This is a genomic window from Embleya australiensis, assembly GCF_051903075.1.
Taxonomy (GTDB): Bacteria; Actinomycetota; Actinomycetes; order Streptomycetales; family Streptomycetaceae; genus Embleya.
In genome coordinates, this window is record NZ_CP182423.1 from 2,424,083 (window position 1) to 2,442,429 (window position 18,347).

Sequence of the window (18,347 nt, forward strand, 5' to 3'; positions counted from 1 at the left end):
GTTCGCCGACGGTCGACCTCCTCGATGAGGTCATGTAGCCACCTTGCTCCCCAAACCGGTCACCTCATGACCGGTTTTCATGGGAGTTTTGTCGGTATGCGATCCGATCGGCTGGTGGCCGTACTCCTCTTGCTCCAACGACGCGAGCAGGTGACAGCCGCGGAGGTCTCCCGAGAGCTGGACGTCTCCGAGCGCACCGCCCGCCGTGACCTCGACGCCCTGGCCGCGGCCGGGGTGCCCGTGTACTCCGTGCAGGGCCGAGGCGGTGGCTGGCGCCTGGTGGGCGGCGCCCGTACCGACCTGTCCGGGTTGACCGCCGGCGAGGCACGCGCCCTGTTCCTGGCTGTCGGTCCGGCCTCGGACGCGACGCCGGCGATGAAGGCGGCTCTGCGCAAGCTCGTCCATGCCCTACCGAAGCCCTTCCGGGTGCAGGCCGAGGCAGCGGCGGCGTCGCTGGTCGTGGACCCGCAGCGATGGGGGGCGGGCCGTATCGAGCACCGGCCGCCTCGCTTCCTCGACGAACTCCAAGACGCGGTGATCCGCGGGGTCCAGGTGTCGCTCGGCTACGTCGACGGCAAAGGCGTCGAAACCCGGAGAACCGTCCACCCGCTGGGCATCGTCGCCAAAGGTCCTGTGTGGTACCTCGTCTCCGACACCGAGACCGGCCGACGGGTCTTCCGGATCGACCGCGTGTCGTCCGCCGACCCGACCGGCGACCCTGTGCACCGACCCGGGGACTTCGACCTTGCCGAGAGCTGGAATGAGATCGCCGAAGAGGTCGATCGCAAACGAACGCCGCTGGAGGTCCGGGCGGTATGCACACCCGACGGGATGGGCATCCTCCGGATGGCGCTCGGCGACCGGCTCGACGTGGGAGGTTCCACGACCGACGGCCGCATCGAGGTCGTGATCCGCGGCCCCAACGAGTACATCCTCGCCGGCGAGCTCTCCGGGCTGGTCGAATGGGTCGAGGTGACCGGCCCTCCGGGGGTCCGTGACCGTCTGGCCTCGATCGGCAACGCCCTCGTCGAACGATACGGCCGGCCGCGCACCGGCGGAGACCTTCACCCGTCTTGAAGCGGACGAGGCAGGGGTTCGAGAACAGTTCCGCTCAATAGGCTGGGTTTGTCCGTTCCGGCAGGAGCCCGGTCACGACGCCGGCGGGTCCGCCGGCCTGGCTCTCTGCGGGTGGATCGTCTCGTGCCGGACCAGCATCGCCACGCACTCGGCGATCTTCCGGGTTCGCATCTCGGCCCGCTTGACGGCATTGACCCGGCTGATGAGGGCGAAGCGGTTGGTCTTGGTGAGTACCTCGAACATCGCCTGCGCCGCTGGGTCGGCGGCGATCGCGACGCGCAGGTCGGCCGGCACCTCCGCTTCCGATGACGGCGCATAGGCGGCCGTCCACCGCCCGTCGGCCTTCGCGGCGTCGACCGCGGCGCGGCCGGCGGGCTGCATCAGGCCGGCCGCCTCCAACCGGGCCACGTTGGCGACGTTGCGCTGGGACCAGATGCTGCGGGGCCGGCGCGGGGTGAACCGCCGCCAGGAGCTCTCCTCGTCGCGCTTGCGGGCCTGTCCGTCGATCCAGCCGAAGCACAGTGCCTCGTCGACCGCCTGCTGCCAGGTCAGCGTGGTAACGGTGCCGCCCTTCCTGGTCAGGGCGAGCCACACGCCAGGAGAGGCGGTGTGGTTGTCCAGCAGCCACGCGCGCAGCGCCGCGCCGTCGGCAACGATCAACCCATCCAGCTCGGCTCCGGTCACCACCGCAGGTTAGTGCCGCAACCAGGTGTCTCGACCTGTCGGGATGACTCGTTGAGCCCGCGGCGTCGATGTCGGCCTGGCTCGCCCTCGCCGACGCCACCGTGAAGAACGGCTGCCCTCTCCGGTCAGCTCAACGACCTCGGCGTCCCCACAGCCGCCGCCCGGACCGGAGTGATCCGCCACAGTGGGTCCTGGAGATGCCCGCCCCGTCGTCGTCGACGCCCTCGGCTACCACGACGTCATCGCGACCCGCCTCGCATCCGAGGTCGGAGAAGACTGGAGTCGCTACGCCGACGACCACGTACGGTCACCAGCAGGCTGGGCCCAGGCGGAACTGGCGACAGTTGAATAGGCGAGTCCACCAGTAGGCCCCGCGACCGCTTGGTGTGGCGCAAGGACGCGATGCGAGGGTGATGCCCTGCCACGTGAGGCGAGTCATGCGCTGCCCCACTATGCCCGCGCCGTCAACCCGACGCCGGGAACTCGGTTGTCTCCGGCGGGCGTTCCCGGCCGCGAGCGGCCGGTGGCGCTCAGAACCCCGGTGGGCGGCGGGACCCGCCGATCACCTCGGCGAGGCACCGCGCGAACCGGACCGCCGTGCGGTCGTGCAGGTAGGGCGCGATGATCTGGATGCCGACCGGAAGCCCGTCCCGGGTCGCCCCGACGGGCGCCACCGCTGCGGGCAGGTGGTTGACCGCCGAAGGCGCCATCCAGGTGAGCATCTCGCGGTACGGCCGGTCGGCGCCGTCGACGCGCAGGGTCCGGACCGACCAGGTGGGGTCGGGGCGATGGTCGTGCCGGAAGGCGGCCGTCGGGCTCACCGGGCACAGGAGTACGTCGACGTCGCCGAAGAACTCGGCCCAGCGGCGGCGGGAGTGCTGCCGGCGTTCGTCGAGCGCGTGCCAGTCCCGGAAGCGGAGCGTCAGATCCGACGCGAACCCGCCCGCTGCACCTTCCGTCGCGGCGAGTTCCACGAGCCCGGCGTACGACTCGTCGGACTCGACCAGCCCGCTCTGCGCCATCAGCAACGGCTGATACAGGGCCATCGTCTCCTCCAGCCCGGCCGGCCCCGCGCCCTCCACCACGGTGGCGCCCTCGGCCCGCACCGCTTCCACCGCTGCCCGCATGATGGCGACCAACTCGCTGTCGACGGGGCAGAACGGGTCGTCGAGCCACGCCGCGACCCGGAACTCCCGCAGCGTGCGGGCCTTGGCGGCGGGCAGCTCCAGCCGCCAGGCCGGGGCGCGTTCGTGGTCGGCCCCCGCGAGGACGTCGAGCCCCAGGTCGAGGTCGTCGGCGTGCCTGGCGAGCGGGCCGAGTACCGCCATGTCGAAGTCCGCCAGCGTCCCGGGGGCGTGCCCGGAGACGCTGCCGTGCCTCGGCACGATCCCGAACGACGGGCGCAGTCCGTAGACGCCGCAGAAGTGGGCGGGTACCCGGATCGAGCCCGCCGTGTCGCCGCCGAGTTCCAGGCCGGTCAGCCCCGCGGCCACCGCCGCGGCGGACCCGCCGGACGACCCGCCGGCTCCACGGGCCGGGTCCCACGGGTTGTTCGTCGTTCCGTAGATCTCGTTGTGGGTCTGCCAGTCCCGGGCGTCGGCCGGCAGGTTCGACTTGCCGAACACGATCGCTCCCGCGTTCCTGAGCCGCGCGACCGACTCGGCGTCGTGCGTCGAGACGTGATGTCCCCAGCGGGTCGAGCCCCCGGTGGTCCGCATGCCGGCGACCTCGAGACTGTCCTTGATCGTCACGGGCACGCCGTGCAGCCGGCCGAGCGGCTCGCCGCGCGAGACCGCGCGGTCGGCCGCCAGTGCCGCGGCTCGCGCGCCCTCCTCGTCCCGGGCGACGATGGCGTTGACCTTCGGGCCGAACCGCTCCAGCCGGTCGAGGTAGTGGTCGAGCAGCTCGACGCTCGACACCTCCTTCGCCGCGACGGCGGCGGCGAGTCGGCCTGCGGAATGAAATGCCACATCGGTCATGCGAACCTCCGAAAAAACCCGAACCGCAGCGATCACACCACTGCGGCTGACACAAAAGCCCAGCTCAGGGCCGGTCAAGGCCGAGGCTAACGTGCGTAGGCGATCAAGTGGGCGTGTGGCCTTGGTCACTTTTGCCGACAGCTTCGTCCGCACTCAAGGGGCCGCAACCGGAGGCTGACGGCCACGAAACGGCCGCCACACGGGACGTGCGCAAGCATCCGACTCGGCAGACGTCCCACCCCCACCGAGCGCCCTCGCGCGCCCAGGACTGCTCGGCGTCGTCGAGCGCAGGAACGCCCACACCACACCGCACGCGTATCCCACGCACATGTCCGCGGCCGGGCGCTCGTCCGGGATCGGCACCGGGTCGGGGCCGGCTCGTCCCCGCCTCGTCGCCGACACCAGCGCCGCCGACCCGTCCCGGCGCGCGGTGCCGGCGGGGCGTCGGCGATGCTGTGCGTGTGGAGTACGTGTCCCAAGTGCCGCGGCCGCCGCTGGACGGGCTGATCGACGACCTCTACTACCTGGAGGGTGCGCCGCCGTACGCCCGGCTGACGCTGCCGGCGATGCCGGCGGCGCTGCTGATCGTCAACCTCGGGGCGCCGTTTCGCATCCGCGCCGGCACCGATGTCGAGACGGCCGAGTACGCCGACGGCTGCGTGGTCACCACGCCCACCCGCGCGTTGGAGTTCGGCTACCCGCCCCGGACCCGGTCCGTCGGCGTGCACTTCAAGCCGTGGGGGCCGGCGTCGTTCCTGCCGATGCCCGCGGCCGAACTGCGCGACCGGCCGGTGACGCTGGAGCAGGTCTGGGGTCGGCCCGCCGTCGCCGAACTGCGTGAGCGGCTGGCCGCGGCCGACGGACCGCACGAGATGCTGACGCTGCTCGAGGAGGAGCTGATGCGACGGCTGTGCGAGAGGGCCGGCCTGGGGCTGGTCCGCCATACGGGCGGCGTCATCGCGGCGACCGGCGGGGCGGTGGCGATGGGCGACCTGAGCGCGGCGGCCGGCGTCAGCGGTACCCATCTGGCGCAGCGGTTCAAGGAACTCGTCGGCGTCACGCCGAAGCGGCTGGCCCGCACCCACCGCTTCACCGCCGCCGTGCTCGCGATCGACCCCGCCGGGCCGATCGACTGGGGTGAACTCGCAGGTGGCGCGGGCTACTTCGACCAGGCCCACTTCGTCCACGAGTTCCGGGCGTTCACCGGGCTCACACCGACCCGGTACCTCGAGATCCGGCGGCGGTTCCTGCGCGAACATCCCGGCCACACGCTGGACGGGTGGCCGCTGCCGGCCGATTGATTTCCTACAAGAGCGACGGCTCACGACCCGCTAATTTGGGGCACCCGAAAGCAGAGGAGAGCCCCGTGGGCAAGGTGGTCATGTACGGCTCGGTGTCGGTGGACGGCTTCGTCGCGGACGAGAACGACCAGCCCGGACCGCTGTTCGACTGGCTGTCCGGCGGTGACGTCCCGTTGGACGAGAGCGGCGAGGTGAAGGTGTCGCAGACGTCCTACGACTACACCCGGCCGTACTGGGACCAAATCGGGGTGACGGTTGCCGGCCGCCACGTCTTCGACATGACCGACGGCTGGGACGGGAAGCCGCCGAGCGGGATCGACCACGTGGTCGTGGTGACGCACCGGCCGGCGCCCGAAGGCTGGGACCCCCGGGCGCCGTTCCACTTCGTCGACGGCGTCGAGGCGGCCATCGCCAAGGCGCGGGAGCTTGCGGGCGACCGCATCGTCGAGGTCGCCGCCGGCAACGTCGGCGGCCAGGTGCTTGCGGCGGGCTTGGTCGACGAGGTGCGCATGGACGTCGTGCCGGTCGTTTTCGGGTCCGGCAAACGCTACTTCGGGTCGGTCTACGCGCAACACCTGTTGGAGGACCCCGACGTGGTGATCCAGGGCGACCGGGTGCTCCACCTGCGCTATCGGGTACGCCGTTGACCGATCCGTCGCTGCACTCACTGCGTTGACGCGCTCGGCAGCGATCCGAGGTGTCCGCGTATCGCGAGCGCGACGCGGTCCATCTCTGCGGTCGACACTCGCTCCGCCTCGGTCGTATTCAACAGGGCGAATACGCTCGGCCCGCGCAACTCGGGAGCCAGACCCGCCATTCGGGGCACCACGTGGAAGTGCACGTGCTCGAACCCCGGTTTCTCGGCGAACTGCGCCACATAGGTCTTGGCGCAACCGGTCACCTCCCGCAGCGCCCGCGACACGTGGACCTGCAACAGCCCCAGACCGGCGGCCTCGTCCTCGGTCAGGTCCGCGATCGAGGTGACATGGCGTCGAGGGATCAGGACCAGCCAGCCCGGCAGGCTCGTACCGACCGCGTGCTTCACCCTCCACAGCGCGTCGGAAACGATGCGTTCGCGGGGTGGGAGGGTGTCGTACGAGGCGTCCTGCCGGCAGGAGTAGCAGCTTTCGGAAGGTGTCGTCATGCCCACGAGCGTAGGCGGCGTGTAAACCCACGAAAGGGGAAGCCCCTTTCCTGACCGGGCTGGTGCGCTGTCGCGTCTTGTCGTACGACTCGCCGATCCTTGTGCGATACGACCGCGGCGCCGGGAGGAGGCGCCCGGGTGTCCCCAGGGACGGCGCGGATCCCGGTTGCCGGGTCAGTCGCCGGGGCGAGGGCGTAGGGACCGCCCCCACGTGCTCGCCTAACGCGAAGTTCCTGTGTCCTGTGCCCTGCCGACGTTTCGCTCCCTTCGAGGGCACAGCGGAAACCGTCGACCCCGACTCGCTGAGGGCCGCGGTGGTCGGTGGCGGTCGGTGGCGTGGGAAAGGGGCGGGCATATGGGTGCGGGCTGCTGACGATTGCCCCCTACGGCCGACGGAGTAGACACCGGCGGCCGGCCTTGCGCCGGACGACCGGGGCTGAGCGCGGTGTGTTGCCCGCGTAGTGGGGTGGCACGTCGTGGCGGCGGCCGTCGATCACGCCGGTGTACGGCAGGGGCGGTGGCTGTGCGGAGGGCGACGTGGCAGCGGCGACGCTCGCCGATTTTCCCGGCCGTCGCCACGTCGCCGGCCGTCTCGTCGCGGGTGGCGGTGGCCGCGGACGGGTGGTCGAGCGCGGTCCGTCGTGCGTGGGTCGGGTCGCCGGCGGCGGCTTCGATCACCGGTCCGCCGCCCGGCCTTTGAGGTGCCGTGCGACCCTGCGGTCGGCGAGCGCGGCGCGGATGCCCTCGCTGGGGTCCGCTCCTATCAGCCGACGTCGCCTCCGGTCGCATCACGGCGTTGTACGGGCCGGTTTCGGGTGCTCGGGTTGGTTCGCGGTCATCGGCTTCGGGTGTAGTGGGCTCGGGCCTTGGCGCGGTTGCCGCATTCGGCCATCGAACACCACCGGCGTCGTCCGTTCTTGGATACGTCCGCGAACCAGAGTGTGCATTCCGGGTTCGCGCAGCGTCTGATTCGGTCCGGATCGGCGGTGCGGAGCAACTCCAGGTAGGCGCGTGCCGTTTCCCAGGCCGGTCGCCATGCCGGGTCGGCGACGTCGACCTGCTCGGTGGGGCCCTGTGCGCCGAGTCCGAGGCGGATCGTCCCGCGTGCGAGGACCGCGTCCAGGTCGTGGTATGCGCCTTCCTCCAGTGCGGCGCGGATCGCTTCCCGGGTGGCGACGAGTGCGTCGCGTACGGCGTCGAGGTCCGTCTCGGGCGTGGTGTCGGGGTGGTTGTCCAAGGCGTGTTCGGCGAGCCAGGCCCGCAGTAGGGCCGGGTCGTCCAGGTGGTCGTGCAGGGCGCCGTGCAGGGACAGGCGTGTGTTCGCGAGGTCAAGCGCCAGGGGTTCGCCGGTCAGCGGTCGGATGTCCATGCCGATCAATCTAACCGATGAATGCGTGTTGACAGGTTAGTTCCCGGCTGTCTAATGTCTAGGCATCAAAGTAGGCATTAGAAACAAGGGGGTGGCCGTAGTGCCGCGCATCGGCAGTACCGGGGCAGGACTGGCGGCCATGACCGTGTCGTTCGGTCTCAACTTCTCCGCAGGGGTGTTCTTCGCACCGGTCGCGGAGGACTACGGCATCGGCGCCGGGACCCTCGCGGTCGCGGCGGCGCTGTCCACGGCGGTCACCGGCGCCGCCCAGCCGCTGGTCGGCGTCCTGCTCGACCGGATCGGCGCGAAGCGGGTGATCGTCGCGGCGCTCCTGCTGCTGTCGGCGAGCTACCTGGCGCTCGGCGCGGCGCGCGGCGCCGGGCAGTTCGTGGCGGCGTACGTGGTGCTCGGCGGCCTCGGCTTCGCGGGGTCCTCCAGCCTCGCCGTCAGCACCCTGATCGCCCGGGCCGAAGGCGACCGTGCGGCACCGGCGTTGGCCCGCGCCACGATCGGCATCAACCTCGGGCAACTGGTCGTCCCGTGGGCGGCGGCCGGGCTGTTCGGGCCGTTGGGGACGCGCGGTACGTACGTGGCGATCGGTGCGGCGGGGCTGGCCGCCACCGCGGTGCTTGCGGCGGCCATCCCGACGGACCGTCAGGTGGCAGCCGTGCCGGGGGCTTCCGGGGCTTCCGGGGCTTCCCTCGCTACCGGGGGAGGCGGGCCGGGTTTGCCGAAGCGGCAATCGTTGCGTGGCCGTGGGCGCATCCTCGCCGCGTTCGGGCTGCATGCCGCGACCTTGTACGCGATGGTCCTGCTGCTCCCCAAGCACGCCGTCGAACTGGGCTGGTCGGCCGCGGCCGGCGGCAGTCTGGTCGCGGTGGCCGCCGCCGCTGCCGCGGTGTCGTCCGCGGTGACGGCGCGTCTCGTCGGTCACACCGTGCCCGAACGCCTGTTGCCGGTCATGCACCTGCTGCGCGCCGCGTCCCTCGTGCTCGCGGCCGCCGCTCCCGACCCGCGGCTGCTCGTCGTCGCCGCCGTGCTGTTCGGCGCCGCGTCGTTCACGGTGATCCCGCTGACCATGGCGATCGTCACCCGCGGCCTCGACCCGGCACGCCTGGGCCGAACGCTCGCTCCCGCCTGGATCGTCCACCAGGGCTCGGCCGGCCTCGGCCTCGCCCTGGCCGCCGCCGGACACGCCGCCACCGGCGGCTACCGCGCCTACTTCGCGGCCGGCGTCGGACTCAGCCTGCTCGCCGCCGTCCTGACGTCGACCACCGAGAGCGCGGCCCGTACCGCCGCGCGCACCACCGCCTCTACCGCAGCTCTCGCATCCTCTGCATCCACCTCGTGACCCTGAAAGGGACGATCCCCATGAACGCCATCGCCACCCCCACCCCCACCGCCTCCGCCGACCGCGCCATTCGCCACGCCACCGTGCGGATCGACGGACTGAACGTCTTCTACCGCGAGGCCGGCGACCCGGCGAACCCCACGCTGCTCCTGCTGCACGGCTTCCCGTCCAGCTCCGCGATGTACCGCGACCTGATCGGCGAACTCGCCGACACCTACCACCTGGTGGCCCCCGACCACATCGGTTTCGGGCAGTCGGACGCGCCGGCCGTGGACGCCTTCCCGTACAGCTTCGACACGTTGACCGAGGTCACCCTCAAGCTCGTCGACCACCTCGGCCTGGACCGGTTCGCGCTGTACATCCAGGACTACGGCGCCCCCATCGGCCTGCGGATCGCCGCCGCGCACCCCGAGCGGGTCACCGCGCTGATCAGCCAGAGCGGGAACGCCTACCTGGAGGGCTTCACCCCGTTCTGGGACATCCTGTTCGCGCACGCCAAGGACCGCGAGACGCACGAGCCCGCGGTGCGCGAGCTGTTTACCGCCGAGGCCACCAAGTGGCAGCACACACACGGCATCCCGGCGGACCGCCTGGCCCGAGTGGCGCCGGATGCCTGGGTCCTGGACCAGGCGTACCTGGATCGACCCGGCAACAAGGAGATCCAGCTACAGCTGTTCTGGGACTACCAGTTCAACCTGGACGGCTACCCGGCCTTCCAGGAGTACTTCCGCACCCACCGCCCGCCGACGCTGGTCGCGTGGGGCGCGGGCGACGAGATCTTCGGCCCGGACGGGGCCCGCGCGTTCGTCCGCGACCTGCCCGACGCGGAGATCCACCTGCTCGACGCCGGGCACTTCGCACTCGCCACCCACACCCCGGAAATCGCGGCGCTGATCCGCGACTTCCTCGGCCGCAACGTCACCTGACCGCCACGCCCACGCACGCACTCGCACACGCGGCGCCGCACCTGGCCACTCGGCCGGATGCGGCGCCGCGTCGCGTCAGGGCGTGCCCGGGGGATCCTGGCACCGGTCACGGCACCACTCACGGACCACAGACCGCATCTGGCGCGCCACCTCGCGGCGTTGCGGAACCTCGCGAGTACGACCGAGTGGGAGCTGCTGTGACGTGCTTTCTCGTGGATCGGGCCATGGCTCGTACCGACGACGCCGGTTCGGGCGGCGCCGCGGTCGATCTCCGCGCGAACATCCTGTCCGTCGAGGAGCAACCACCGCCTGAGCTGGTCGTGTTCGCGGTGCAGCAGCAGTCACGTGGCGCGTCGCTCCCGGCGGACCGCGCCGAGACGGATCGACTGCCCGATCACGCCGAGCGGAATCCCGGACCACTCTCTCCCGAGGCCCGGTCCCCCTTCGCGCACCGGCCAGGGTCGGCGGCTACGTGAATACCCTCCTGGACAGGTTCCAGGGCAAGCCCCCGCACCGTGGGCGACCCGACTACAAGCCTCGCGACACCGCCCGCGGCAACCGCGCCACCGGCATGGCCGAGCAACCGCACGATAGTTATTTGCTCGGTCGTGTTCGGGAGTATGTGTTCACCCATTGGGCTGCGGCTGGGAGGACCTCGTCGAGGGTGGGGATTTCCGGGTACCAGGCTTTTTCCCATTCGAGGGAGATCCAGCCTTGCCAGGCCTGGGCTTGCAGGGTGGTGCCGATGGTGGTCAGTGGTACTGCTCCGGTGCCCAGGGGGACCGGGGTGGTGTCGATCGTTGAGGCCGCGTCCTTGATTTGGACGTAACGCAGGAAGCCCGCGAGGGCTTCGGCGGTTTCGGGGGGTTGTTCGCCGTGGCGCCAGGGGTGCAGGGCGTCCCAGATTGCGCCGACCGCGCCGGTGAAGGGGCGGATCAGGGTCGCGACGGCTGCGCCCGTGGGGTGGGAGTCGTGGGTTTCGATGAGCATGGTGACGCCGCGGGCGCGGGCGTCGGGGAGGAGGGCGGCCAGCCTGCGTTGGGCGCGTTCGGTGTCGCCGTCGCCGGTACCGCCGGGGAAGATGCGGACGGCCGATGCGCCCAGGTCGTAGGCCAGGTCGAGGAGGCGGTCGATGGCGGACAGGACGACCGGGTCGGGGGTGGGTGCGCAGATGCCCGCGTAGCCGGCCAGGCACGGTACGGCCAGGCCGGCGTCGGTGATCCGGGCGCGGATGGCCCGGCGCTCGGCCGGGGGCAGGTCCACGTGTACGAACTCGTCCTGGTGGACCCGGAGTTCGAGGCCGGTGCAGCCGTGTCGAAGCGCGCGGACGAGGTGTTCGTGCACCGGCCGGCCGGGGGCACCGAGGGTGCTGAAGGCCCACCTCGGCTGCTCGGGTGTGCTCACGTGTCCTCGAATCTTTCGCCCCGCGGGCGGCACGGTCGAATGGAAAGCGCTTTCCCGTTTCCGTTTCGGAGCGTAGGTCGCCGTCGCCCCCGGGTCAAGGCGACACCGGCCCGGCATCGAGGTGCCCCCGTGTCCGACCCCGGAGCGGGATGTCAGCCGAGTGTGTACTCCAGGACGTACGTGTGACCGCCGTCCTCGGTTCGTGTGATGTCCAGCGAGCCGGTGATCCCGGCGAGTTCGTCCGTCCCGGTACCCGCGACCACCCGGATCGTCAGTTCCTCGCCCGCGGTCCCCGGTGCGCAGTGCAGGAAGACGAAGGAGCCCTTGCGGCCCGTCAGTTCGCCGGTGAAGCGTTCCACCGCGACATAGGCGGCGGGGGCGCCTTCGACGTCCATGACCGACGACATGTGCACCGTGCTCTCGCCGGCCAGGTCGCCGGTGAACACCTTGGTGATGGTGACCCGGCCGAGTGCGGCCCCCGGGGCCTCGTCGATCGCCTCCGGTTGGAAGGAGGTGAGGTCGAATGTCCCGGTGGCGGTCGTGCCCATGTCCATTGCGCAGTCCTCGTTTCTGGGGGGATGAGGATCCCGTGCCCCGCTGGTCGCACGCAGCTTTGCATACGGCGCCGACATCCGCGTATGGCCCGGCGCCCGCGTGTCAGACCCGCCGTCCCACCACCACCGTCATCACCGCGCACAGCGCCGCCGGCAGCAGCAGGGCCCAGGCCAGATCGTGGGTGCCCGTCGCGCCGTCGACGCCGATGAACGCGCCCATCGCCGCGACCCCGACCGTGGCACCGATCTGGCGGACCGCGTTGAGCAGGCCGCCGGCCGCGCCGGCCGTGCCCTCCGGTGCCGTGGCGATCACCGTGCCGACCAGGGCGGGCAGCGCGAAGGAAACCCCGAAGCCGGTACACACCAGCCCGATCGCCAGCACCGGATACCCGAAGCCGGTAAGCACCGCGACGGCGAACACCACGCAGCCCGAGGTCAGCAGCCCCAGCCCGGCCAGCATCGGGGCCCGCGGCCCGGACCGCGCCACGATCCGCCCGGTGAGCAGCGGGTTCACCGCGAACGGCAGCGTCATCGGCAGGAACGCCACCCCCGTCCGCATCGGCGACATGTGCAGGTTCTGCCGGAACAGCAGCGGCAGGACGAACAGCAGCCCCGTCATCGCGAAGTTGACCGCCGCCCCGGCGAGCAGCGCCGACCTCGTGGCGCGCGAGCGCAACACGGCGGCCGGCAACACCGGGTGCGGGCTGCGCCGTTCGGCCCGGACGAACAGCAGCGCGGCGAGCACCGCCGCCGCCCCCGAGCCGGCCGCGTGCGTCCCGGACCCCGACCCGGCCGCGATCAGCGCGTCGGTGGCCAGGCCCAGCGCCACGCACACGACGAACTGGGAGGCCCAGTCGATCGGCCGCTCGCCCCGGGGGCACCGCACCGCGCGGCCGGCGGTCAGCGCCAGGGTGAGGGCGGCGATCGGGACGTTGACCAGGAAGATGGCGCGCCAGCTGTACGCGTCCACGAGCAGGCCGCCGGCGAGCGGGCCGACGGCGAGGGCCGCGCCGCTGAGCGCCGCCCACACCGACACCGCCCCGGCCCGCTCGGCGGGGACTGGGAACAGCCGGGTGATCATCGCCATCGACGCCGGTACGCAGGCGGCCGCGGCCACCCCGAGCAGCCCGCGCAGCGCCACCAGCGTCCACAGGTTCGGCGCCGCCGCGCTCAGCAGCGAACCGACGCCGAACCCGACGATGCCGACCCGGAACGCCCGGTGCGCGCCGAACCGGTCGGCCACCGCCCCCGCGGTCAGGAGCAGGGCGCCGAAGACGACCGTGTACCCGGACACCGTCCACTGCAGCCCTGCCACCGAACCGCCCAGCGACCGGGCCAGATCCGGCTCGGCCACGGACAGCACGGTCATGTCGAGCAACACCATGAAGTAGCCGAGCGAGATGCCGATCAGGGCCCGGGTGCGCGACCTCGAGGTGATGGTGGGTGCGGTTGCGACGGGTGGATCGAGGAGTGTCATCGAGAGTCTCCGAAGGTGGAGCGGCAGTGGGGGAGCGACCGAAAAGAGGCCCAAAGCAGGCCCAAAGCAGGCCCAAAAGAGGCCCGAAGGAGGCCCGGGAACGACCCGGAACAGGCCCGGGGGCCACCCGGAAGAGCCCGAGGATCGCGCTGCACCACTGTCCGTCGACCGCAGCCCTCGACTCGACCGGCCCGCCCGTATGCTCCGTTCGGAATATCCGAATGCTCGAAGGAGGTTGCCCGGCCATGGAACTTCGCCAGCTCCGCACCTTCGAGGCGGTCGCCCGGTTCGGTACGGTCACCGCGGCCGCCAACGCGCTCGACATCGCGCCGTCGTCGGTCTCCGAGCAGATCCGGGTGCTGGAGAAGTCCATGGGCGTACTCCTGTTCGACCGAGGCCCCCGGGGCATGACGCCGACCGCCGCCGGGGAGCGCATGCGGGAGTGGGCGCACCGGCTGCTCGACCAGGCCGAACAGGCCCGCCGCGAGGTGGCCGCAGCGGCGCCGCTGCTGCGACTGGGGGCGTTGGAGAGCATCGCCGCGACGCACGTGCCCTCGGTGCTCGGCCGGCTCGCCGCCCGCCGACCCGATCTGCGGGTCCAGGTGGTCTCGGACAGCGATCGGAGCGAACTCCTGGCCGCCGTGGTGGCCGGTCGGCTGGACGTGGCGCTGCTCCTGGACGCCGGCACCTGGCTCGGCGAGCTGGGGTTCGAACCACCGCCGGCCGTACTGGCGTTCGTCGACCTGGAACCCGTCGGGCTGGCGCTGGTCGCCGCCCCGGGGCATGCGCTGGGTGACCGGGACCGGATCACCGACGCCGACCTGCGCAAGGAGCGGCTGCTGGTCAACGGGGCGTCGGCCTGCTCGTTCCGGCTGGCCGGCGATCGGTTGCTCGGTGCCGAGGTGGAGCGGGTCAGGGCCGGCGGTGTCGCGGTCACCCGGGCCTGGGCCGAACAGGGGCTGGGCGTCGCACTGTTGCCGCACTTCGCGGTCGCCGACCAACTCGCCGCCGGCACCCTGGTCAGGCTTCCGCTGGACACCCCCGACCTCACCCTGCGCCTGGTCTGGCGCCCGGACCGCGAGACACTTCCCGGACTGCGCGAGGTGCTGTACGCGGCGGCGGCACCCGGCGAGCGCGCCGAGGCCGGCGCGCCGATCCGGACGGGATCGCCACAGGGCTGAGCCGGCCCCACAGCCCGCCCCACAGCCGGCCCCACGGCAAGCCACACAACCGGCTGCACAGCCGGCCCCACGGCAAGCCACACAACCGGCTGCACAGCCGGCCCCACAACCGGCCCAACCCCGCGCCCCGCCGACGGGCATGTCCACCCTGTGCCGACTACGCTCGAAGACCGACCATCACGCTACGTGACGACACCGCATCGGCCCACACCCGCTCGCCGGCCCGGCCGGTCGACGGACGGGAGCAGGACGATGCCGGACCCCGCTGCGCCCACACAGCCGAAGGGTGGTCCCCATGGACCCGGTGACCACCTCCCTGGCCGAGCTGCACGACCGGCTGAGTTCGCTCGCCGACGGCGAAGTCGCCGACTACATCCCACAGTTGGCCTCCGCCGACCCCCGTACCTTCGGCCTCGCGCTGGTCAGCATGTCCGGCAACCGCTACCACGCCGGCGACACCGACGACCTGTTCAGCATCCAGTCGGTGTCCAAGCCCTTCGTCTACGCGCTCGCCGTATCCGAACTCGGCCCGGCCGAGGTGGCCCGCCGGGTCGGCGCCGAGCCCAGCGGCGAGGCGTTCAACGCGATCAGCCTGGAGCCGGGCACCGGCCGACCGGCGAACCCGATGGTCAACGCGGGCGCGATCGTCACCACCTCGCTGGTTCCGGCGGCCGACGCGCGGGACCGCTTCGAACGTATCCGCGCCTGCCTGTCCGCCTTCGCGGGCCGATCCCTGGACGTCGACGAGGACGTCTACCGCTCCGAGGCGGCGACCGGAGACCGCAACCGGGCGCTGGCCTACCTGATGCGCGGCGCGGGTTCGTTGGCCGGCGACGTGGACGAGACCGTACGCACCTACTTCCGCCAATGCTCGATCCGGGTCCGGGTGGCCGACCTGGCGGTGATGGCGGCCACGTTGGCCAACGGCGGCGTCAACCCCGTCACCGGCGACCGGGTGATCGCCGAGCCGGTGGCGGTGAGGACGTTGGCGGTGATGGCGACCTGCGGGATGTACGACAGCGCGGGCGAATGGCTGCTGCGGGTGGGACTGCCCGCCAAGAGCGGGGTGTCCGGCGGCCTGATCGCGTGCAGTCCGGCGCGGTTCGGCATCGCGGTACACAGCCCGCCGCTGGACCGGGCCGGCAACCCCGTGCGCGGTGTGGTCGCGCTGACCGAGTTGTCCGAACGTTTCGCGCTGCACCTGATGCACCAGCCCGGTCGGCACATCGCCACCGTCACCGAGGTCACCACCGCGCTCGAACACCCCTCCTACCGGGCCCGGACACCCGCGCAGCGGGCGGTTCTCGACCGCGAGGGGCATCGTGTCGTGGTCATCCGGGCGCAGGGGGCGTTGGAGTTCACCGAGACGGAGCACCTGCTGCACGCGCTGCGCCAGTCCGAGCCGAGCCCGCCCGGGTGGATCGTGCTCGACCTGGACCGGGTCACCCGGATCGCGCTCGGCTCGGCCGCGATGCTCGGTGCCGTGCTGGCCGACCTGGTCGCCGCCGGCCACGAGATCGCCATCGCCGCCCGGGAACCGCTGCTCGACCCGATCGGCGACGGACCGGCGCCGTGGACGGCGTTCGCCAACCGGGAGGAGGCCGTCGCGTGGGGAGAGGACCGGCTGTTGGCGACGACGATCGAGCCGGCCGGATAGCCACGACCCCGCGCACCCGGCCGCCCACCCCCACGCCGCCCCGTACCCCACCTCGGAAAATCTTCACCGGACCGGTCACACTCCTCCGTCCGCGCGGGTCACCTCCTCGACGGACCGACAACGGACCCGCACCCACAAAGGCGAAAGCCCCGACGCCGACCCGCACCCGGACCCCGAACCCGGACGCCGGCCGGCCCTCCCGAGGAGCGCAGCATGACCACAGGCATCAAGACGGTGATCTACCCCGTGCGGGATCTCGCCAAGGCCAAGGAGTTGTACAGCCGGATCCTCGGCGTCGACCCGGTGATGGACGAGTCGTACTACGTCGGCTATCACCTCGACGGCCAGGACATCGGCCTGGACCCGCACGGCCACGCCAAGTGGGAGCACGGCCCGATCTCCTACTGGCACGTCGCGGACATCGACGCGACCTTCGCGTCGCTGGTCGAGGGCGGCGCGCAGCCCGTCCACGAGGTCAAGGACGTCGGCGGCGGCAAGCGCACCGCCGTACTCAAGGACGCCGACGACAACCCGATCGGTCTCATCCAGGAGGCCTGAGTCCCGAGCGTCGTGGGCCCGGGGACTCGCGAGTCTCGGCCGGGGTACGCCGAACCCCGGCCATGACTCCCGAGACCGGACTCCCGGGCCCGCGCGGGCAGGGTGCCCGAGCCGGTCTCCCCAGGCCGGGCCCCGGCCCCACGATCGCGGGGTCCCCGCCCCGCGAAAAACCGCCGACGGCGCGGCCGACACCCCCCGTGGGTCTCGGACGCGCCGTCGGCGTGTGCGCTCCCGGGCTCTCGGCTGCGCTCCCGGGCCTGCGGCCATCCCGGCTCGGGCCTGCGGCCACCCCGCTCGGGCCTGCGGCTCTACCCCTGCTCGGGACGTTCGTAGCTGCCGTAGGTGGGTGCGCCCCGGCGCTCGTAGGACGTGATCACCACGCCCTTCCCGGTGACCTCCGAGCCGGTGAGCGCGAACGCGGCCGGCAGTACACCCGGCTCGAACAGGCGCTTGCCCGTGCCGAGGGCGATCGGGAACGTCAGCAGGTGCATCGTGTCGATGAGGCCGAGCCGCAGCAGCGACCCGGCGAGCGCGCCGCTGCCGTGGATCTGGAGTTCGCCGCCGTCCTGCTTCCGGAGCGCGCCGACCTCCTCCGCCAGGTCGCCGTGCAGCAGCCGGGTGTTGTGCCAATCGGCCGACGTGAGGGTGTTGGTGGGTACGTACTTGGGCAGCGTGTTCAGCGGCCCGGCGATCGGGTCGGCCGGGTCGGTGATCGCGGGCCAATAGGACGCGAAGATGTCGTACGTCCGCCGTCCGAGCAGGAACGCCTCCGCACGGCCGATCACCCCGACCATGAACCGGCCGAAGTCGTCGTCCCCGTACGGCGCCGACCAGCCGCCGTGTTCGAAGCCGCCTCCGGGGTCCTCCTCCGGACCGCCCGGGGCCTGGTAGACCCCGTCGATGGTGAGGAAGGTGGCGAGGGTGATTTTCATGGCGCTGCCCTTCGTCGCGGTGTCGCCGTCGTGGTCGCGTGGTTTTCGAGCCGACACATGCTTCGACCGCGCGTCCACCGGAAACTCATCGGTCCGGGAGCGGTCCTTCGATCGATCCCCGACGATTCCCGCCCCGATCCACCCGCATGCGTCACGACCACACACGTCACACGTCACCACCACACGCACCGCCACCAAACGCGACACGTCCGATGAGGAGCCCGCGATGTCCTTCCCCGACGTCCCCGACGATCCGCAGAGCCTCGGCTACCCCGAGACCCGCTACCGCGGCGACTCCGGCGAGGTCAACGCCCGGTTCCGCCCGGCCGAGCACCCGCCCGAGCTGATCACCGCCGGTGCGACCTACCACTACCTGGCCACCACCGACTCCACCGACGGCGAGTACGGCCTGTACCGGGTCGACATGCACGCGGTGCCCAGCGGCCCCGGCACCCACTTCCACCGGACCATCTCCGAGTCGTTCTTCGTGCTCTCCGGCACAATCCGGCTGTTCGACGGCCGGGACTGGCGCGACGCCAGGGCCGGGGACTTCCTGTACGTCCCGGTCGGCGGCCTGCACGCGTTCCGGAACGAATCCGGCGAGCCGGCCTCGATGCTGCTCCAGTTCGCCCCGGGGGCGCCCCGGGAGGCCTACTTCGAGGGCATCCCCGAGCTGGAACACCTCACCGACAAGGAACGCGCCCGGTTCTTCCTCCGCCACGACAACCACTGGGTCGACCTCGGCGCGTAGGC

At 71.8% G+C, this 18,347-nt stretch carries 19 protein-coding genes; 11 read left to right on the forward strand and 8 right to left on the reverse strand.

Annotation, left to right across the window (positions count from 1 at the left end):
* Positions 1-96 precede the first annotated feature (96 nt).
* Positions 97-1,077, forward strand: coding sequence for a helix-turn-helix transcriptional regulator (locus ACMXN5_RS40900; protein WP_439679956.1), 981 nt, complete (start codon positions 97-99; stop codon positions 1,075-1,077).
* Positions 1,078-1,149: 72 nt separating this feature from the next.
* On the opposite strand, the gene ACMXN5_RS40905 is transcribed toward ACMXN5_RS40900, so the two are convergent.
* Both ACMXN5_RS40905 and ACMXN5_RS40910 read right to left on the reverse strand, forming a co-directional pair.
* Positions 1,150-1,761 (reverse strand): YdeI/OmpD-associated family protein, encoded by a 612-nt coding sequence (locus ACMXN5_RS40905; protein ID WP_439679957.1) that lies wholly within the window; start codon positions 1,759-1,761, stop codon positions 1,150-1,152.
* A gap of 530 nt (positions 1,762-2,291) precedes the next feature.
* Complete coding sequence (locus ACMXN5_RS40910) at positions 2,292-3,740, reverse strand: amidase (RefSeq protein WP_439679958.1); 1,449 nt, start codon at positions 3,738-3,740, stop codon at positions 2,292-2,294.
* 461 nt (positions 3,741-4,201) lie between these two features.
* Between ACMXN5_RS40910 and ACMXN5_RS40915 the strand changes: the two genes are divergently transcribed.
* Both ACMXN5_RS40915 and ACMXN5_RS40920 read left to right on the forward strand, forming a co-directional pair.
* Positions 4,202-5,041 carry a helix-turn-helix domain-containing protein gene (locus tag ACMXN5_RS40915; protein WP_439679959.1) on the forward strand — a complete coding sequence of 280 codons (840 nt, stop codon included), beginning with the start codon at positions 4,202-4,204 and terminating at the stop codon, positions 5,039-5,041.
* Between the two features lie 65 nt (positions 5,042-5,106).
* Complete coding sequence (locus ACMXN5_RS40920) at positions 5,107-5,688, forward strand: dihydrofolate reductase family protein (RefSeq protein ID WP_439679960.1); 582 nt, start codon at positions 5,107-5,109, stop codon at positions 5,686-5,688.
* Positions 5,689-5,705: 17 nt separating this feature from the next.
* Here the strand turns inward: ACMXN5_RS40920 and ACMXN5_RS40925 are convergent, their stop codons facing one another.
* Positions 5,706-6,185, reverse strand: a complete 480-nt coding sequence (locus ACMXN5_RS40925; RefSeq protein WP_439679961.1) for an HIT family protein — start codon at positions 6,183-6,185, stop codon at positions 5,706-5,708.
* 336 nt (positions 6,186-6,521) lie between these two features.
* On the opposite strand from ACMXN5_RS40925, the gene ACMXN5_RS40930 reads away from it, so the two are divergent.
* Positions 6,522-6,647, forward strand: a complete 126-nt coding sequence (locus ACMXN5_RS40930; protein ID WP_439681387.1) for a hypothetical protein — start codon at positions 6,522-6,524, stop codon at positions 6,645-6,647.
* A gap of 373 nt (positions 6,648-7,020) precedes the next feature.
* Here ACMXN5_RS40930 and ACMXN5_RS40935 read toward each other — a convergent pair whose 3' ends face one another.
* Positions 7,021-7,554, reverse strand: a complete 534-nt coding sequence (locus ACMXN5_RS40935) for a CGNR zinc finger domain-containing protein (protein ID WP_439679962.1) — start codon at positions 7,552-7,554, stop codon at positions 7,021-7,023.
* 139 nt (positions 7,555-7,693) lie between these two features.
* Here ACMXN5_RS40935 and ACMXN5_RS40940 point away from each other — a divergent pair, with 139 nt between their 5' ends.
* From ACMXN5_RS40940 to ACMXN5_RS40950, 3 genes are all read left to right on the forward strand, one after another.
* Complete coding sequence (locus tag ACMXN5_RS40940) at positions 7,694-8,905, forward strand: MFS transporter (protein WP_439679963.1); 1,212 nt, start codon at positions 7,694-7,696, stop codon at positions 8,903-8,905.
* A 20-nt stretch (positions 8,906-8,925) separates the two neighbouring features.
* On the forward strand, positions 8,926-9,831 hold the full coding sequence (locus ACMXN5_RS40945; protein ID WP_439679964.1) for an alpha/beta fold hydrolase: 906 nt from the start codon (positions 8,926-8,928) through the stop codon (positions 9,829-9,831).
* A 224-nt stretch (positions 9,832-10,055) separates the two neighbouring features.
* Complete coding sequence (locus tag ACMXN5_RS40950; RefSeq protein WP_439679965.1) at positions 10,056-10,307, forward strand: hypothetical protein; 252 nt, start codon at positions 10,056-10,058, stop codon at positions 10,305-10,307.
* A 118-nt stretch (positions 10,308-10,425) separates the two neighbouring features.
* Here ACMXN5_RS40950 and ACMXN5_RS40955 read toward each other — a convergent pair whose 3' ends face one another.
* The 3 genes from ACMXN5_RS40955 to ACMXN5_RS40965 form a co-directional block, all read right to left on the reverse strand.
* Positions 10,426-11,235 carry a sugar phosphate isomerase/epimerase family protein gene (locus tag ACMXN5_RS40955; RefSeq protein ID WP_439679966.1) on the reverse strand — a complete coding sequence of 270 codons (810 nt, stop codon included), beginning with the start codon at positions 11,233-11,235 and terminating at the stop codon, positions 10,426-10,428.
* A gap of 152 nt (positions 11,236-11,387) precedes the next feature.
* Positions 11,388-11,789, reverse strand: coding sequence for a DUF3224 domain-containing protein (locus tag ACMXN5_RS40960; protein ID WP_439679967.1), 402 nt, complete (start codon positions 11,787-11,789; stop codon positions 11,388-11,390).
* Between the two features lie 103 nt (positions 11,790-11,892).
* On the reverse strand, positions 11,893-13,266 hold the full coding sequence (locus ACMXN5_RS40965) for an MFS transporter (protein ID WP_439679968.1): 1,374 nt from the start codon (positions 13,264-13,266) through the stop codon (positions 11,893-11,895).
* 245 nt (positions 13,267-13,511) lie between these two features.
* On the opposite strand from ACMXN5_RS40965, the gene ACMXN5_RS40970 reads away from it, so the two are divergent.
* The 3 genes from ACMXN5_RS40970 (at position 13,512) to ACMXN5_RS40980 (ending at position 16,662) form a co-directional block, all read left to right on the forward strand.
* Positions 13,512-14,447 (forward strand): LysR family transcriptional regulator, encoded by a 936-nt coding sequence (locus ACMXN5_RS40970; protein WP_439679969.1) that lies wholly within the window; start codon positions 13,512-13,514, stop codon positions 14,445-14,447.
* 295 nt (positions 14,448-14,742) lie between these two features.
* Complete coding sequence (gene glsA / locus ACMXN5_RS40975) at positions 14,743-16,104, forward strand: glutaminase A (protein WP_439679970.1); 1,362 nt, start codon at positions 14,743-14,745, stop codon at positions 16,102-16,104.
* 213 nt (positions 16,105-16,317) lie between these two features.
* Positions 16,318-16,662: a VOC family protein gene (locus ACMXN5_RS40980; RefSeq protein ID WP_395796190.1), complete on the forward strand. Its 345-nt coding sequence runs from the start codon at positions 16,318-16,320 to the stop codon at positions 16,660-16,662.
* Between the two features lie 308 nt (positions 16,663-16,970).
* Here the strand turns inward: ACMXN5_RS40980 and ACMXN5_RS40985 are convergent, their stop codons facing one another.
* On the reverse strand, positions 16,971-17,594 hold the full coding sequence (locus ACMXN5_RS40985) for a dihydrofolate reductase family protein (protein ID WP_439679971.1): 624 nt from the start codon (positions 17,592-17,594) through the stop codon (positions 16,971-16,973).
* A 226-nt stretch (positions 17,595-17,820) separates the two neighbouring features.
* Between ACMXN5_RS40985 and ACMXN5_RS40990 the strand changes: the two genes are divergently transcribed.
* Entirely contained in the window at positions 17,821-18,345 is a 525-nt protein-coding gene (locus tag ACMXN5_RS40990) for a cupin domain-containing protein (RefSeq protein ID WP_395796192.1), read from the forward strand.
* Positions 18,346-18,347 lie beyond the last annotated feature (2 nt).

Coding starts and splice junctions, on each gene's coding strand:
- ACMXN5_RS40960 (WP_439679967.1), bottom strand. CDS start 11,789: ATGGACATGGGCACGACCGCCACCGGGACATTCGACCTCACCTCCTTC.
- ACMXN5_RS40985 (WP_439679971.1), bottom strand. CDS start 17,594: ATGAAAATCACCCTCGCCACCTTCCTCACCATCGACGGGGTCTACCAG.
- ACMXN5_RS40925 (WP_439679961.1), bottom strand. CDS start 6,185: ATGACGACACCTTCCGAAAGCTGCTACTCCTGCCGGCAGGACGCCTCG.
- ACMXN5_RS40900 (WP_439679956.1), top strand. CDS start 97: ATGCGATCCGATCGGCTGGTGGCCGTACTCCTCTTGCTCCAACGACGC.
- ACMXN5_RS40965 (WP_439679968.1), bottom strand. CDS start 13,266: ATGACACTCCTCGATCCACCCGTCGCAACCGCACCCACCATCACCTCG.
- ACMXN5_RS40970 (WP_439679969.1), top strand. CDS start 13,512: ATGGAACTTCGCCAGCTCCGCACCTTCGAGGCGGTCGCCCGGTTCGGT.
- ACMXN5_RS40945 (WP_439679964.1), top strand. CDS start 8,926: ATGAACGCCATCGCCACCCCCACCCCCACCGCCTCCGCCGACCGCGCC.
- ACMXN5_RS40935 (WP_439679962.1), bottom strand. CDS start 7,554: ATGGACATCCGACCGCTGACCGGCGAACCCCTGGCGCTTGACCTCGCG.
- ACMXN5_RS40980 (WP_395796190.1), top strand. CDS start 16,318: ATGACCACAGGCATCAAGACGGTGATCTACCCCGTGCGGGATCTCGCC.
- ACMXN5_RS40950 (WP_439679965.1), top strand. CDS start 10,056: ATGGCTCGTACCGACGACGCCGGTTCGGGCGGCGCCGCGGTCGATCTC.
- ACMXN5_RS40940 (WP_439679963.1), top strand. CDS start 7,694: ATGACCGTGTCGTTCGGTCTCAACTTCTCCGCAGGGGTGTTCTTCGCA.
- ACMXN5_RS40990 (WP_395796192.1), top strand. CDS start 17,821: ATGTCCTTCCCCGACGTCCCCGACGATCCGCAGAGCCTCGGCTACCCC.
- ACMXN5_RS40910 (WP_439679958.1), bottom strand. CDS start 3,740: ATGACCGATGTGGCATTTCATTCCGCAGGCCGACTCGCCGCCGCCGTC.
- glsA (WP_439679970.1), top strand. CDS start 14,743: ATGGACCCGGTGACCACCTCCCTGGCCGAGCTGCACGACCGGCTGAGT.